Origin of the sequence: Marinobacter salicampi, assembly GCF_011074795.1 — a bacterium.
GTDB classification, from domain to species: Bacteria; Pseudomonadota; Gammaproteobacteria; order Pseudomonadales; family Oleiphilaceae; genus Marinobacter; species Marinobacter salicampi.
On sequence record NZ_JAAMPF010000012.1, the window covers coordinates 248,545 to 262,860 of the forward strand.

A 14,316-nucleotide genomic window follows, 5' to 3' on the forward strand; every position below is an offset into this window, starting at 1 on the left:
GCTAGGGCCCTAACAGATACAGTGTGGTGAACAGGAACAGCCAGATCACATCCACAAACGCCCAATACAGGCCGCTTACCTGGGTCTGGCGTGTCAGCCGGTGCGGATCTCGCCAGCGCTGGACCAGAACGACCATGACCCCGAGAAGCCCGAGGCCGATGACCATGTGCAGGGCGTGCAGCCCCGTCAGGATGAAGTAGAGGTTGAAAAACAGCTCCGCCTGTTGGGACTCGTTTCCTGGCCATGCAAAGACCAGCCCGGGAAGAGGCATCAGCTGCGCTTGCCATTCCTGGTACCACTCGTAGCCCTTCACCCCGAGGAACCCCAGACCAAGAGCCATGGTGGCCAGGTAAAACACCAGGGTCAGCCGACGACTTCCGGCCTCAACCGCCTGCTCCGCAAGGGCCATGGTAAGACCACTGGTCAGTAGCAGCACAGTATTGGCTGTTGCCAGGGGCAGGCTCAGGTGGCCGGCGGCCTCGGCAAAAACCTGGGGATGCTGCACCCGATACATGGCAAACATTGCAAAGCCACCACCAAACAGGAGGAGCTCGGTGACCAGGAAGACCCACATGCCCATAAGCACCGCTCGACGCTGCTGGCCCATGTCATCGAACTGCTCTGCCGGGGCAGGCTTAACGATAGGCATAGGGACCCTCCGTCACCCGGGGGATACTGACAAAGTTGTGCTTCGGCGGCGGCGAGGCAGTACGCCACTCCAGGCCCTCGGCCTGCCAGGGATTGGCTCCGGCCGGTGCACCCCGGAACAGTGACCAGGTGAAATACACCAGCGGCAGCAGGTAGCCTATGGCCAGCACGACACTGCCCAGGGACGACATGACATGAAGCAACTGGAACGCCTCAGGGTACTCGTGGTAGCGCCGGGGCATGCCGCTGTAGCCCAGCAGGAACTGGGGGAAGAACGTCAGGTTGAAGCCGATGAACAGCGCCAGGGCCGCAATCTTTGACCAGAGTTCGGAATAGAGTCTGCCAGTCATTTTCGGCCACCAGAAATGCAAGCCGCCCAGATAGGCGGTCACCGCCCCACCCACCATGATGTAGTGAAAATGGGCGGTAATGAAGTAGGTATCGTGGAGGTGTACATCCAGCGCCAGGGCGGCCAGGAAGATGCCCGTCAGCCCGCCGATGGCGAAGAGCCCCAGGAACGACAGCCCATAGATCATCGGGGCGGTAAAGGTGATGCGCCCGCGATACAGGGTCGCTGTCCAGTTAAGGGTCTTGACTGCCGAAGGTACCGCAACCAGGAAGCTGAAAAAGGAAAACAGGATGCCGGCATAGAGGCTCTGGCCAGAGGTAAACATGTGGTGACCCCAGACCACGAAACCGAATAGCGAAATCGCCATGATGGCAAGTACCATGCCCTTGTAACCGAAGATCCGGTTCTTCGAGAAACAGGTAATGAGCTCAGATACCACCCCCATCGCCGGCAGGATCATGATGTAGACCGCCGGGTGCGAGTAGAACCAGAACAGGTGCTGGAACAGCAGGGGGTCGCCGCCCAGGGATGGATCGAAGATGCCGATGCCGAGCAGGCGTTCCGCAGCGATCAACAGCAAGGTAACGGACAACACCGGCGTTGCCAGGACCAGGATAAGACTGGTGGCATAATTGGCCCAAACGAACAGCGGCAGCCGGAGCCAGTGCATGCCTGGCGCGCGCATGGTGTGGGTGGTGACGATGAAGTTGATGCCGGTAAGAATCGATGAGAAACCGACAATAAAAACACCCGCGACCGCTGCGATCACCGCGGAACTGGAAAACAGGCTGGAATAGGGCGTGTAGAAGGTCCAGCCGGTATCAACCCCGCCACCGATGACCATTACAATGGTGAAAATCCCGCCCAGGGTGTAGATGTACCACGACAGCAGATTCAGCCTGGGAAAGGCCAGGTCCCGGGCGCCTACCATCATGGGCATGAGGAAGTTGCCCAGGGTGGCCGGAATCGAGGGGATCAGAAAAAACCAGACCATCACGATGCCGTGCAGGGAAAAGGTTTCGTTGTAGCCTTCGGCGGTCAGGAAATCCCCAGGAGGTGTCATCAGTTCCAGCCGGATAAGCAGCGCGGCTATGCCGCCCAGGAAAAAGAACCCGGTAATGGATACCAGGTACAGCCAGCAGATGCGCTTGTGATCGGTGGTCAGCAACCAGGAGTGCAGACTCCAGCCACCGCTCAGGTAGTGCTTGTGTACTTCCGCAGTCATTGCCCTGCTCCTGTTGATTGCTTCCATGCGCCCGCCGGTAGCGACTTGATATAGGCGATGATCTGGAAGATCTCGTCCTCGGAAATCTGCCCTTTATAGCTGGGCATGACCGGCTCATACCCGGCCACCACATGTTTTTGTGGCTGCAGGATGGAGTTACGCAGGTAGGCTTCGTCGGCTTCGATCATCTCGCCGCTGGCCAGGGGCCTGGTGCGGCCAAACACGCCGTCCAGGGTCGGCGCCCGGACGCTGGCATCGCCCTGGTGGCAGCCGGAACAGCCATAACTGCGAAACAGGTCCTGCCCCGCCACCTCAGGGCTTGGCCCCTTGCCCTGGCGCCCGAGCCAGCCCTGGTAGTCGGCCTGGGACAGCACCACAAGCTTGCCTCTCATACGGGCGTGCTCGGTACCGCAGTACTCGGCGCAGAACAGCCGGTACTCGCCGGGTTCGGTGGCACGAAAATGGGCTTCGGTGTACATGCCCGGCACCGCATCACGCTTGAGTCGCAGGGCCGGCAGCGAAAAACTGTGGATCACATCCTGGGAGGTAAGCCGCAGTTTAACGGTCTGGTCCACCGGAATATGAAGGGTGTTGATCTCACGGGTGCCATCCGGATGCTGGGCTTTCCACATCCACTGCTTGCCGATGACGTTGATGGTGAAATCCGACTCGGTCTCCCCATACAGGTTCAGGTAGAGCCAGCCCGCCCAGACAAACAACCCCAGGAAGGACACGGCCAGAATCAGGGCAAAGCCGATTTCTATGCGCTGGCCGAGCTTTTCCGGCACCGCCTTGCCCCGCTCACCAGAGCGCTTGCTGCTGTAACGGAACCCGAAGCCGACAATGAGCCCGACCAGCACCAGTATCAGCAGGCCCGACAGGGCCAATAGCACGAAGTACAGATTATCCACCTGGGAGGCATAGGCCGAGGCCTGGGTCGGAATCAGTTCGAGGCCGATATCGGCGTCCACAACGGAGCTTGTGCTCATCGCGCCTCCCGCTTTCTCAGCCAGAACACCAACAGGCCCAGCGCCAGTGCTGAGGCGCCCCCAGCCATCTGCATCATCCGGCTCACCGCCAGGTTGTACTGCCCGGCATCAGGGTCAAAGCGGTAGCAACGCAGCAGGACCTGATCGGCGGTGCTGCCCAGCTCACCCCGGGAGGCGTCCACCAGGGCCAGCCGCAGGTCTGGCGACCTCTGCGCCAGGCGCAGCAGGTAATGACTGATCACGTTGCCTGGCGACAGCACCACCACCCCGGCGGGGTGGGCGTAGCGGTCACGCTCGGCGTCGTAGGCATAGGAATAGCCGATGGCGTCAGCCAGGGAGCGGATGGCCTCCTGGCTTCCGCTCAGAAAACGCCAGTTTTCAATGCCGTCCTTGTAGTGGCTGCTCAGACCCTCTTTCAGAGTGCTCGCCTCGGCCGGGCCCTCGTCCGGGTCAATACTGACCACAGCGACGTCAAAATCACGGTGATCGAAGTCCAGCCCGGCCAGGGCCTCCGCAAGATCATCCAGCACCATGGGGCACAGGTCGGGACACTCAAACCAGGACAGCACCAGAATCAGTGGCCGCTGCCGGGCAAGGTCAGCAATCAGCACAGGCTCACCGGCGATGTCAGTAAAAGTCCCCTGCACTTCCACGGTGTCGCCAATGCGTTGTTCGAACCCTGCCGTTGCCAGCTTCTGCCCGGAAGTCTCTGCCCCCACCTGGACCGGAGCCAGCAAGACAAGTATCAGTAACAGAACTGGGCCAGCGTTCATGGTTCGGCCTCCCCGGCTCTGGCGTCCTGATCGACGCCTTTCTCCACCAACAGGGTTATTGCCTGGTCGATGGGAATGTGAACAATGCCGTTTTGGCGATCGACCCATCCCGAGCTCTGCAGGTGATCCCGAGAGGCGGCCTGCCATTCATCCAGATCGGCTACCGGGTCATCCTGAAGCTGTATGCCTGTCTCCGGGGCCTGCCGGGGTTCCATAAATGGCGAAGGCCTCGGGGAAAACGCTGACAGGTACCAGGAAAAACCGCCCCATACCAGCAGACTCAGGCCAGCGATGACCACCGCAGCTATGGCAAGGGCACGGAAAAGTGAGCGCGCCTCGGTACTGTCTTCTTCATGAAGCCGGGGCGCTCGCGAGTCCTGCCGGTCGTTGTACCTCATGGCATCACCTCCGCTCTCTCAGTCCGTGTCTGGAATCCGGCGCGAACCATCGCCAGGAAACCTGCCCCTGTGGCCACCAGTAACACCGGTGTCAGCCAGAGCTGCACCGGCTGCCATTCACCAAAGGCTGGCAGGATCAGCCAGTGAACCTGCAGCAAATGCCCCACCAGACAGGTAACAGCCGCCGTTTTCAGCCAGGTCCCCCGGCCCTTGGCGGTACCGGACAGAAGGATCAGAAAGGGCACCAGGAAAAACAGTCCGAATGATAACCAGCCCATCTCAAACCAGGGGGATTCATTGCGCGCCAGATACCAGCCAATTTCATCGGGAAGATTGGCCGACCAGATCACGATGTACTGGGAAATCGCCATGAACATCCAGCCCAGCAGCACCGCCAGCCAGAGATTGGCAAGGTCACGCCGGGGGCTTTCTCCAGCGGAGCCCGGCTGGACCAGCATCCCGAATGCAAGGGCCGCGCTGCCAAAGCCCGTGGCAAGCATCAGACCGTAGATATCGGAATAGAACAGAGGCTCAAGGGACATGAACCAGTCGAAACCGAAAAACGTCAGTATCAGCAGCCAGAGGATAAGCCCCGGCGCGTGGATGCGGCGCGCCCTGCCCCGCCAGACCCCGAGGCCCCAGGCCAGGGCCAGCCAGACACAGCCGTAAAACAGGCTGCGGAGTACAAAAAACGGCTCATTCAGATACAACAATTTGTTCTGTACCAGCTCCGGCAAGCTGCTCGCCGGAGCCGTCCACGGAAACAGCAGACCAATACCCAGTACGGGCACAACCATTGCCACCACAAAGACCGGCAGGGTGCCTGCCAGCGCCAGCCAGAGCGGCCTGGTCACAGTCCCCCACCGGCCTCCGGTCAGGCCATGGGTCATCAGGATGGCCAGCGCGCCCAGGGGCAATGCACCCCATGTAAGGACAACCGCCAGCCAGCTCTGGAGCGCCCCCTCGGGACTCTGCCAGGCGCCAGCTGCGCCCGCCATGAGGGTAATCGCCAGCGGCAGCCACAACCTGAAGGGATTCACTGGTCCACCTCCAGCTCGGCCCGCTGGACATCGGTCAGATCCTCGGTACTGGCATGCTGGGATAACTGTAGGGCGCGGATATAGGCGGCGACTGCCCAACGTTCGTCCGGGGTCACCCTGGCGCTGTAGGAATACATCACGCCGTAACCATCGGTAATCACATCGTAGACGTACCGCATGGGCATGGCCCGGAGGCGACTCTCATGCAGTGACGGCGGCGCCGGGAAACCACGCTGCACCACCATGCCTTCGCCCTTGCCGGTAATGCCGTGGCAGGGGGCGCAGAATATCTCGTACCTCTGGCGTCCCTGTTCAAGCAGCTCGCGATTGAGCTCAAGCGTCAGGGTCTGGGGCACGGGTTCCAGCCTCGCATCCCGGGCAACGGTGCCTGCCACCGGGGGACGTGCCGACGCATTGCCCGGCCAGTCTGGAGCCCGTTCGTAAGCCTCGTACCGGGGCTGCTCTGCCATTTCCTGCTGGCAGCCGGCAAGGGCCAGCACCATGGCCAGGCCGAGAAACCACCAGCGCGTCACGTTCCCACCTCCTCGATGTCTTCCGCGCCCAGGCCCTGCAGGCAACGGCGCGCAGAGTCCGGGTCGGGGGTGTGGATCATCAGGAAGAACCCATCATCTGAGGCGCGACCGAACGCCGGGTAATCGAATACCGGATGGTGAGGCCGCGGCAGACGGTTGCCCGCCAGCATCATAACGACTGCCGTCAGCGCCGCCACCAGTATGCCCACCTCGAAGGTGACCGGCAGGAAGGCGGGCCAGCTCGCCAGGGGTTTGCCACCAACCACAACCGGATAGTCGATCACCGAAGAAAACCACTGAAGAAATAGCACGCCCGCGGCGGCAAGCACGCCTGCGCCCAGCGCGTAGACCGGTATGGGTCGCGGTTGAAAGCCCAGGGCTTCGGCCAGGCCGGGCACCGGGAAAGGGGCAAAGGCTTCAAGCCGGTCATGGCCCTGCGCGGAGGCGGCGCGCACCGCCGCGACCAGTTCGGTATCCGTTGTGAAACGCCCCATGACGCCGCCAACCTCTGCCTTACTCATGACGAGCACGCTCATGGTCAGTGGACTCAGGTTGGGAGCGCTCCCTCATGGCGGTGCGCATGTCGTGCATCGACACCACCGGCGCCAGGCGCACAAAGACAAACATCAGGAAGGTGAACAGGCCCAGGGTGCCGGCGTACAGCAGCCAGTCCCAGCCGGTGGGCCAGATCGTATCCCAGGTCGACGGCATGAACTCCGCGTGGGTGCTGGTAAATACGATCTGGAAGCGCTCCAGCCACATGCCCAGGTTGCTGGTGAGCGCCAGTACAAACAGCCACAGGGGCGAACGGCGCACGTTGCGGAACCATAAAAGCTGCACCAGCACCACGTTGCAGAAAATCATGCCCCACCATATGGGCGCATAGGGGCCGGTCCAGCGATCGATCATCAGGTACCGGTAGTACTCGTCACCGGTGTACCAGGCAGTGAACATTTCCTGGCTGTAGGCATAGCCCACTACCAGGGCAAACAACAGCATCATGCGGCCCAGGTAATCCAGGTGGCGCCGGGTGATCAGGTCCCTGAGACCGAACACCGACCGCATGATGATTGCCAGCATGGACACCGTTGCAAAGCCGGAGAACAAGGCCCCGGCGACAAAGTAAGGCGGAAATATGGTGAAGTGGAACCCCGGCACGATAGAGATCGCCAGGTCCAGGGAAATGATACCCGTCACTGAAACCACAATGGGCGCGGCCACCACCGCAAGGACCTGGTTGGCTTTTTCGTAGCGGGCCCAGTGCCGGGCCGAGTTGCGCCAGCCCAGGGCGAGCACCCCATAGAACAGCTGGCGTCCCCGCCCGAGGGCCCGATCGCGGAGTGTCGCAAAGTCCGGCAACAGGCTGAGGTAAAGAAAACAGGTGGTAAAGATCAGATAGGTGGCGATGGCGAAAAAGTCCCACACCAGAGGGCTGCGCCACTGGGGCCAGAGACCGAGGGAGTCCGGATAAGGCAGCAGGTAGTAGGCCAGCCACGGCCGGCCGAGATGAATCAGCGGATAGATACCGGCACAGACAATGGCAAACATCGCCATGGCTTCGGCGAGACGGTTGATGGAGGCGCGCCAGGGCTGTCTTGTCAGCAGGAGTACAGCGGAAATCAGCGTACCGGCATGGGCAATACCGATCCACCAGATGGTATTGACGATGGGCATGCCCCAGGCCACCGGTATATTGATACCGAAAATACCCACGCCTGTGGTGAAGAGATGGGCCAGCCCCCCGAGCAGCACCAGGGTCAGCAGGCCGGATACCACAAACCCCACCCGCCAGCCGGGCCGTGGCCGACGATCCAGCACCAGCCCTGCAATACGACTGGTCAGGGTGCGCTGGGTCAGGTCGCCGGGTATCAGCTGTTGTCCTTGCTCCCTAGACATAATCTGTCCTTGAGTGATCGCCTTAAGTCACGTTCAGAACACTCACGTTCTGGTTTTAATCGCCGGGTTAGGGTTCTTTACCGCAGCCAGATAGGTGGTGCGGGGTCGCGTATTCAGGTGCGCCAGCATGCTGTAATTGAGCGGGCTCGCCTTGAGGCGGCTGATTTCCGAGGTTTCGTCCGCCAGATCGCCGAAAACAATGGCCCGGGTGGGACAGGCCTGCTGACAGGCCGTCTGTAACTCACCCTCAGCAATGGGCCGCTCTTGTGCTTCCGCCTGCTGACGAACCGAGCTGATGCGCTGAACGCAATAGGTGCATTTTTCCATCACTCCCCGCGACCGTACGGTAACGTCCGGGTTCTGCACCGCCGGCTCGGCCGGATACGCGGCCGCGGCACTGGTGTAGTCGATCCAGTTGAAGCGGCGAACCTTGTAGGGGCAGTTCTGGGAGCAGTAGCGGGTGCCCACACAACGCTGGTAGATCATCTGGTTCAGGCCGTCAGCGGAATGTTGGGTTGCCCCCACCGGGCAAACATATTCGCAGGGGGCATTTTCGCAATGCATGCAGGGTACCGGCTGGAAAACCATGGCGGGGTTTTGGGGCGCTCCGGAAAAGTAGCGGTCCACCCTTATCCAGTGCAGGTCGTGGCCCCGGGCTATTTCCTCAGCACCTACCACCGGAATGTTGTTCTCGGCCTGGCAGGCGGTGACACAGCCATTGCAGCCAATACAGGCAGACAGGTCAATGGCCATGCCCCAGGCATGCTCCGCCTCCCGCTCCGCCGGCCAGGGCTCTTCATAAAGCGACAGTTCATGGTGCTCTTTTTGGGCAAAGCCCGGATTACGTCGATAGGTTTCCAGGTCAGCGGCACGGATCAGGTCCCGCCCCTCGATGTCGTGATGGGTCTGAATGGCCGCAAGCGCCCTGTGGCTGCCGGTCGGCTGCAACTGCACAACCGTTGCCCAGGGTGACTCCGGATCCAGTAGCTCATAGGCTGAAATCCCCACTCCATCTGCAACCCGACCGCCAAAGTCACGGCCAAACCCCAGGCTCAGACTTACTGACTGCTCAGGCTGGCCCGGCAGGACCATAACCGGCACCTGGAGCTTGCGGTCAGCCCGGGTCAGTTCGACCATGTCTCCATCTTCAAGCTTATGGGAATCCGCAAGCGCAGGACTCACCAGCAGGGCGTTGTGCCAGGTCAGGGTCGTGATCGGGCGGGGCATTTCCTGGAGCCAGCCATTATTGGCGTATCGTCCGTCCCACAGCGCCGGATCCGGCCTGGGCTGAAGCACCAGCCCCTCTGGCACAGCCTGACTTTCCGGCAGATCCGCGAGAGCCTGCGGCCGCTGTCCGGGCATGACCGTTTCAGCAGCGGTTCCCGAAACGACGCCATCCCGGAGTGCGCGACGCCAGAGATCCTCAAAATTACCTCCCTTGTCGTCCTGACTGTCAGTAATAGTCTCCAGCCCGGCGCTGTTCTGCTGCCAGTGGTCCCGCAAAAGCTGAAGAGGATCAGATTCCACGCCCTCGCCGATGGCGGCAAGCATCTGCAATGCAGTCCAACCCCCGGTGAGAGGCAGGATCATGGGCTGGATAAGGGAAACCGTGCCATCAAAGGCTCGGACATCCCCCCAGGACTCGAGATCATGAGTGGCCGGCACATGCCAGAGGGACAGTCGGGCAGTTTCATCCTGGTACTCTCCCCAGTGCAGGCGCCAGGGAATCTGGGAAAAAAGTGTCCGGAACCCGGATTCGGCAGGCGCCGTATAGACGGGATTGGCCGCCAGAACGACAAGGCTCTCCACCTCACCGTCCCTTGCCGCCTGGGCAAGTTCTTCCAGCCCGGGCAAAAGGGGATCTCCTGCCACCGGCTGCATCCACGCCAGCGGCCCGCCAAAGGCTCCCAGCTCCTGATTCATGGCGTGGGCCAGCACCTGCACCGTTTCCGATTGCTGCTCGCCGGGCACCACCAGAGCGGCGCCCTCATGGGACCTGAGATCCTCGACAACGGCAGTAACCCAGTCTTCAGGCAGGACATTACGTTCAGGCGGCGGGACATCCAGCCCCAGCTCCCGGGCCAGCTGGCGGGCTGCGGCATCCACTTCCGGATAGGCCAGGCCAAGGCGATGGTCCGCTGTCGCCCCCGTGATAACTGGGGTCGATTCAATGGCATAGAGCCGGGTAAATGCTTCGTCTGGGTCCACGGGACGCCGCCGCGACATCAGGTCATGGGCGTAACGCAGAAAACCGGGTGGCGATTGCAGGAAGTCCGCGTCCAGGCTCAACACCACCTCTGCCTCGGTAAAACGGTAACGGGGCTCGAGGGCTTCGCCGAACAGTCTCTGGCTGGCCCTGAACACCTGTCGGCGGTCAACAGGCTCGTGCAGGAACCAGCGCGCACGAGGCCAGCGTTCCTGCATTTTGGCTATCCGGGCCCGCTGGCTGGGCGATGAAATGGTCCCGGTAAGTAAGCACAGGCCCCGCCCTTCTTCCCGGTCCCAATCGTCCTGTTTCTGCCTCAACTCAGCCAGCAGTGAGCCCATGTCCGAGACTGCCTGCCTGCGCATCACGGAGGCCGAACGGTCAGGATCGTATAGGGAAAGTACCGCCGCCTGGGTAATCGCATCGCAACTGCCGAGTGTGGCCGGATGGTCGGGATTGCCCTCCAGCTTGGTCGGCCTGCCCTCGTGGTTTTCTGCAATGACGCCGTGGCCGTAACCGCCCAAAGCAATAGCAGAGGCGTAGTAACGGGCCTGACCCGGCACACTGTGCTCTGGCATGCGCACGTAGGGAATCAAATCCTCTTCCGGCGGACGCCCGCACCCGGTCAGGCCTGCAAGAGCTACGCTTGCACCCAGAAGATGAAAGGTCTGACGCCGGCTTATGGGAGCCTGCCACAGCTGCTGGGCCTCGGTAATTTCCGACGTCGGTCCACCACTACAGCTACTCCTGTTGAGCTCAGCCAGGGTTCGCCAGTACCCGGTTTCCTGGCCGGGACCCCGGGCAGCGGCGATTGCTCTGTCTCTTTCCGGCTTTATCGGTGGCATGTCATGCACTCAATCAGGCGGTCGGTCTTGATTCCGTAGTGGGCAACCAACTGCCCGGACTCTTCAGGGCTCAGGTCCTCGAACCCCATGGCGGTAATGGCACCGGAGGGACGCAACTCCGGGCTCGGATTACGGTGGCAGTCCAGGCACCATTTCATCGAAAGACTGCTCTTTTTCTGGGTCAGGGGCATACGGTCGAGCCTGCCGTGACAGGATTCACAACCTACCCCGTTATTCACGTGGCTCTGGTGGTTAAAGTAGACGTAGTCCGGCAGGTCATAGACCCGCTTCCAGGCCAGGGGCCGGTCTTCCGTGAAGCTCTCGCGCACCGGTGCGAGTATGTCGGCGTTCGTCCAAAGCTGGGAGTGACAGGTCATACAGGTTTGCGTGTCGGGAATACCCGCAAAACTCGAACGGTCAACGCTGGTATGACAGTAGCGGCAATCGATACCCAGTCCGCCGACATGGTGCTGATGACTGAAGGGCACCGGCTGTTGCGGTACCGACTCGGCGCCCGTGACATAGGGCGACCCGGAAAAGGCGACAGCCATGACCAGTACAGCCACGGCAAGACAGGCCCCGCCGATAAATACGATGCGGACTATGGCATTGGAGCGGGGTTGAAATACCTGGGCCATCAGGCCGCTGCCCGGCTATAAGCAGAAACTCCGGCATCACAGTTCCGGTTCCGGTTCAGGTAACAATCCCGGTAACAAAAGGTGGCGACCGAAGTCCGTCCTTCTGAAAACCAGAGCAGATCTCTGGACATTACAGTAGCTCCATCCTTGAAACTCAACTTCATGCTAGCGAGCCAAACCTACAGTTTCAATGTCTGTTTGCCATGCTCCGGGCGGAACCCGCCCGCGCTATCCCTGGCACTATCCCTGGCACTATCCCTGGCACTATCCCTGGCAGTATCCCGGGGCAATCCCAGTCGCGCCTCAGCATGGCGACCGGCGGCGGTTTACGGCGTGCGGAAAGCCTTGCTATGGTTAAAGTCCAACCACGGCCAACCACGGAACGGGAGGATTTATGGACACCCTACCCTTCGGTACAACAGACATAAAAGTAACCCCTGTCGGGCTCGGAACCTGGGCTATCGGGGGCTGGATGTGGGGAGGCACCGATGAGAAGCAGTCCATCGAGACTGTCCGCGCCGCCGTCGACAAGGGCATCGGCCTGATCGATACCGCGCCGGTCTACGGCTTCGGTCGTTCTGAAGAGCTTGTGGGCAAGGCCCTGGCAGGAGGTTTGCGGGATAAAGTCGCCCTGGCCACCAAAGTGGCCATGAACTGGAACCTGGAGCAGACCGAGGTCTGGCGGGACGCAAGCGCCGCCCGGATCGAGCGCGAGGTGGAGGATTCCCTCCAGCGACTCCAGACTGACCGCATCGATATCTACCAGGTCCACTGGCCGGATCCTGTAGTGCCCATGGAGGAAACTGCCAAAGCCATGGAGAAGCTCTACACGTCCGGAAAAATACGGGCGATCGGAGTCAGTAATTTCACGCCGGATCAGATGGATGAATTCCGTAAATTTGCGCCCCTTCATAGCCTGCAGCCCCCATACAATCTGTTCGAGCGCGGCATTGAAGATGACGTGCTGCCCTATTGCCAGAAGCACGACCTGGCAACCATCACTTACGGTGGCCTGTGTCGCGGGCTGTTAACTGGCCGAATCGGCAGGGACACCCAATTTGAAGGCGATGATTTACGCAAAAGCGACCCCAAATTCCAGGGAGACCGTTTTGAGCATTACCTCTCGGCAGTCAATGAGCTTGATCAGTTTGCCAGGGACTACAGTCAGAAAACGGTGCTTGCCCTGGCCCTGCGCTGGTTGATCGACCGCAAGGGCGTAACCACCGCGCTCTGGGGCGCACGAAGACCTGACCAGCTGGACCCGGTGACTGAAATCGACGGCTGGTCCCTGGACAGCGATGCCATGAAAGAAATCGACCGCATACTCGACACCCATATAAAGGACCCTGTCGGGCCCGAATTCATGGCACCCCCCAGCCGGGAGAAGCCGGCCAGCAAGACCCGCAAGGTCCACAGCGGTACGCTTTGAGTTGGTAGCCTTCGGCCTGTCAGCCTGAAAGGACGCTTTAAGTATAAGGAGATTTATTATGGCAAGAGACCCCGCGAAGTGGCAGCAACTCCGTTCAGACCACGACGATGCCTGGCGCCACTATGAGGATGTCGTTTCGGACATCCATGCCTCCTACGAGGAGATGGCTCAAGGCGGCACCGGAGACATTCCGGACGATGCCCAGCTTGGGCGGCTGTCCGATGCCTGGGAAAGACTTGGTGATGCCAGGCGCCGTATCGATCACTACTTCAAGGGTGAAGCAGAAGCCTGACCCTCGCCGGCTAACCGGCCAAAGGCGCCATTCTGGGCAAGGTGAAACCGGTCGAAGTCGTTCGCCATGAACAGGGGGCCGGTAAAGAACTGGCGGGCTTCGTTCTCCAGAACATCAATGGAGTCTTCACCGGTACCATGATAGCGCGGACTGATATGGGTCAGCACCAGGTTCCGCACGCCGATGTCTTCTGCAAACCGGGCGACCATCTCCGCTGAACTGTGTCGCGGTGCGTTACCGATGCGGTCAGCTACCGCCTGGGTGTAGGTAGCCTCGTGAACCAGCACATCGGCCGCCGAAACTGCGCTGGCCAACAAGGCGGGGGTGTCGTTGTCGCCAGCGATAACCACCTTGCGGGATGCGTGCAGTCTCAGGCGGTAGTCTTCGCTTCGCAGGACCTGGCCGTCGGGCAGTTCAGCATCTTCCCCCGCCTGAAGCCTCCCCCATTCCGGGCCAGGGCTGATGCCCTCCAGTTCCAGCTTCTCAACGTCCAGACGCCAGCCTGGCTGCTTTTCACTGAAACCATAGGCCCAGGACGGCAGCCGGTGGGAAAGCCGGGTAACCTCCAGTTTGAAGTCGCCCAGGTCGGTGGCCGAAAGCTCCTCCACATTCCGGTAGTTGATCGAAAACGGCGGCGTCAGTTCGGATGCCGCCATGGCAGCCACCACGAAAACCTTCAACTGTCGCGGGCCTATGATTGTGAGCGGGTCTTTCCGCCCGGACAGGGCTGCGGTGGCGATGAGCCCGGGCAGCCCGAAGCAGTGGTCGCCATGCATGTGGGTTATCAGTACAGCCTGAAGGTTGTGCAGGGACAACCTGGTATAAAGCAGGCGATGCTGGGTACCCTCCCCGCAGTCGACCAGGCACCAGGCTTTGGAATTGGCTCTTTTAACAGCAATGCCCGAAACATTGCGCTTCTTGGTCGGCATGCCCGCCGATGTACCGAGAAACTGGATTTCCATAACAAACATTCGCCAGACTAAAGGTATCTGTTTTGCACATTTGTTTTCTATCTTGCACCTAAGCGTTGTAAGACACAAAACGGGAAACAAACA

The 14,316-nt window shown here is 60.8% G+C and carries 14 protein-coding genes; 2 read left to right on the forward strand and 12 right to left on the reverse strand.

The window, feature by feature from the left end; translation table 11 throughout:
• Position 1: 1 nt before the first annotated feature.
• Genes G7W63_RS05875 through G7W63_RS05925 form a run of 11 tightly spaced genes read right to left on the reverse strand, consistent with a single transcriptional unit; the run spans position 2 to position 11,540 of the window.
• Positions 2-649, reverse strand: coding sequence for a cytochrome c oxidase subunit 3 (locus G7W63_RS05875; RefSeq protein ID WP_166254578.1), 648 nt, complete (start codon positions 647-649; stop codon positions 2-4).
• On the reverse strand, positions 636-2,222 hold the full coding sequence (locus G7W63_RS05880) for a cytochrome c oxidase subunit I (protein ID WP_166254580.1): 1,587 nt from the start codon (positions 2,220-2,222) through the stop codon (positions 636-638). Before G7W63_RS05880 ends, G7W63_RS05875 begins: the two co-directional genes overlap by 14 nt.
• Positions 2,219-3,211, reverse strand: a complete 993-nt coding sequence (gene coxB / locus G7W63_RS05885; protein ID WP_166254583.1) for a cytochrome c oxidase subunit II — start codon at positions 3,209-3,211, stop codon at positions 2,219-2,221. The genes G7W63_RS05880 and coxB overlap by 4 nt, the downstream gene beginning before the upstream one ends.
• Positions 3,208-3,984, reverse strand: a complete 777-nt coding sequence (locus G7W63_RS05890; protein WP_166254586.1) for an SCO family protein — start codon at positions 3,982-3,984, stop codon at positions 3,208-3,210. Before G7W63_RS05890 ends, coxB begins: the two co-directional genes overlap by 4 nt.
• Complete coding sequence (locus G7W63_RS05895) at positions 3,981-4,382, reverse strand: hypothetical protein (protein WP_166254589.1); 402 nt, start codon at positions 4,380-4,382, stop codon at positions 3,981-3,983. The genes G7W63_RS05890 and G7W63_RS05895 overlap by 4 nt, the downstream gene beginning before the upstream one ends.
• On the reverse strand, positions 4,379-5,422 hold the full coding sequence (locus tag G7W63_RS05900; RefSeq protein ID WP_242634324.1) for a hypothetical protein: 1,044 nt from the start codon (positions 5,420-5,422) through the stop codon (positions 4,379-4,381). Before G7W63_RS05900 ends, G7W63_RS05895 begins: the two co-directional genes overlap by 4 nt.
• The gene (locus tag G7W63_RS05905) at positions 5,419-5,955 is read right to left on the reverse strand and encodes a c-type cytochrome (RefSeq protein ID WP_242634325.1); all 537 of its coding nucleotides are present in this window, start codon (positions 5,953-5,955) and stop codon (positions 5,419-5,421) included. The genes G7W63_RS05900 and G7W63_RS05905 overlap by 4 nt, the downstream gene beginning before the upstream one ends.
• The gene (locus G7W63_RS05910; RefSeq protein WP_207308894.1) at positions 5,952-6,476 is read right to left on the reverse strand and encodes a DUF3341 domain-containing protein; all 525 of its coding nucleotides are present in this window, start codon (positions 6,474-6,476) and stop codon (positions 5,952-5,954) included. The genes G7W63_RS05905 and G7W63_RS05910 overlap by 4 nt, the downstream gene beginning before the upstream one ends.
• The gene (gene nrfD / locus G7W63_RS05915; protein WP_166254592.1) at positions 6,469-7,851 is read right to left on the reverse strand and encodes an NrfD/PsrC family molybdoenzyme membrane anchor subunit; all 1,383 of its coding nucleotides are present in this window, start codon (positions 7,849-7,851) and stop codon (positions 6,469-6,471) included. Before nrfD ends, G7W63_RS05910 begins: the two co-directional genes overlap by 8 nt.
• Positions 7,852-7,893: 42 nt before the next feature.
• Complete coding sequence (locus tag G7W63_RS05920; protein ID WP_166254595.1) at positions 7,894-10,902, reverse strand: 4Fe-4S dicluster domain-containing protein; 3,009 nt, start codon at positions 10,900-10,902, stop codon at positions 7,894-7,896.
• Positions 10,890-11,540 (reverse strand): cytochrome c3 family protein, encoded by a 651-nt coding sequence (locus G7W63_RS05925; RefSeq protein WP_166254598.1) that lies wholly within the window; start codon positions 11,538-11,540, stop codon positions 10,890-10,892. The genes G7W63_RS05920 and G7W63_RS05925 overlap by 13 nt, the downstream gene beginning before the upstream one ends.
• 394 nt (positions 11,541-11,934) lie before the next feature.
• Here G7W63_RS05925 and G7W63_RS05930 point away from each other — a divergent pair, with 394 nt between their 5' ends.
• Both G7W63_RS05930 and G7W63_RS05935 read left to right on the forward strand, forming a co-directional pair.
• Positions 11,935-12,969, forward strand: a complete 1,035-nt coding sequence (locus G7W63_RS05930) for an aldo/keto reductase (protein ID WP_166254601.1) — start codon at positions 11,935-11,937, stop codon at positions 12,967-12,969.
• 58 nt (positions 12,970-13,027) lie between these two features.
• The gene (locus G7W63_RS05935) at positions 13,028-13,261 is read left to right on the forward strand and encodes a hypothetical protein (protein ID WP_166254604.1); all 234 of its coding nucleotides are present in this window, start codon (positions 13,028-13,030) and stop codon (positions 13,259-13,261) included.
• Here the strand turns inward: G7W63_RS05935 and G7W63_RS05940 are convergent.
• Positions 13,234-14,223 (reverse strand): MBL fold metallo-hydrolase, encoded by a 990-nt coding sequence (locus tag G7W63_RS05940; protein WP_166254607.1) that lies wholly within the window; start codon positions 14,221-14,223, stop codon positions 13,234-13,236. The genes G7W63_RS05935 and G7W63_RS05940 overlap by 28 nt on opposite strands.
• Positions 14,224-14,316 lie beyond the last annotated feature (93 nt).

Bases quoted from the DNA above. Each gene is read 5' to 3' on its own strand.
- G7W63_RS05895 (WP_166254589.1), bottom strand. From the start codon at position 4,382: ATGAGGTACAACGACCGGCAGGACTCGCGAGCGCCCCGGCTTCATGAA.
- G7W63_RS05935 (WP_166254604.1), top strand. From the start codon at position 13,028: ATGGCAAGAGACCCCGCGAAGTGGCAGCAACTCCGTTCAGACCACGAC.
- G7W63_RS05940 (WP_166254607.1), bottom strand. From the start codon at position 14,223: ATGGAAATCCAGTTTCTCGGTACATCGGCGGGCATGCCGACCAAGAAG.
- G7W63_RS05890 (WP_166254586.1), bottom strand. From the start codon at position 3,984: ATGAACGCTGGCCCAGTTCTGTTACTGATACTTGTCTTGCTGGCTCCG.
- G7W63_RS05875 (WP_166254578.1), bottom strand. From the start codon at position 649: ATGCCTATCGTTAAGCCTGCCCCGGCAGAGCAGTTCGATGACATGGGC.
- G7W63_RS05920 (WP_166254595.1), bottom strand. From the start codon at position 10,902: ATGCCACCGATAAAGCCGGAAAGAGACAGAGCAATCGCCGCTGCCCGG.
- G7W63_RS05880 (WP_166254580.1), bottom strand. From the start codon at position 2,222: ATGACTGCGGAAGTACACAAGCACTACCTGAGCGGTGGCTGGAGTCTG.
- G7W63_RS05910 (WP_207308894.1), bottom strand. From the start codon at position 6,476: ATGAGTAAGGCAGAGGTTGGCGGCGTCATGGGGCGTTTCACAACGGAT.
- G7W63_RS05930 (WP_166254601.1), top strand. From the start codon at position 11,935: ATGGACACCCTACCCTTCGGTACAACAGACATAAAAGTAACCCCTGTC.
- G7W63_RS05925 (WP_166254598.1), bottom strand. From the start codon at position 11,540: ATGGCCCAGGTATTTCAACCCCGCTCCAATGCCATAGTCCGCATCGTA.
- coxB (WP_166254583.1), bottom strand. From the start codon at position 3,211: ATGAGCACAAGCTCCGTTGTGGACGCCGATATCGGCCTCGAACTGATT.
- nrfD (WP_166254592.1), bottom strand. From the start codon at position 7,851: ATGTCTAGGGAGCAAGGACAACAGCTGATACCCGGCGACCTGACCCAG.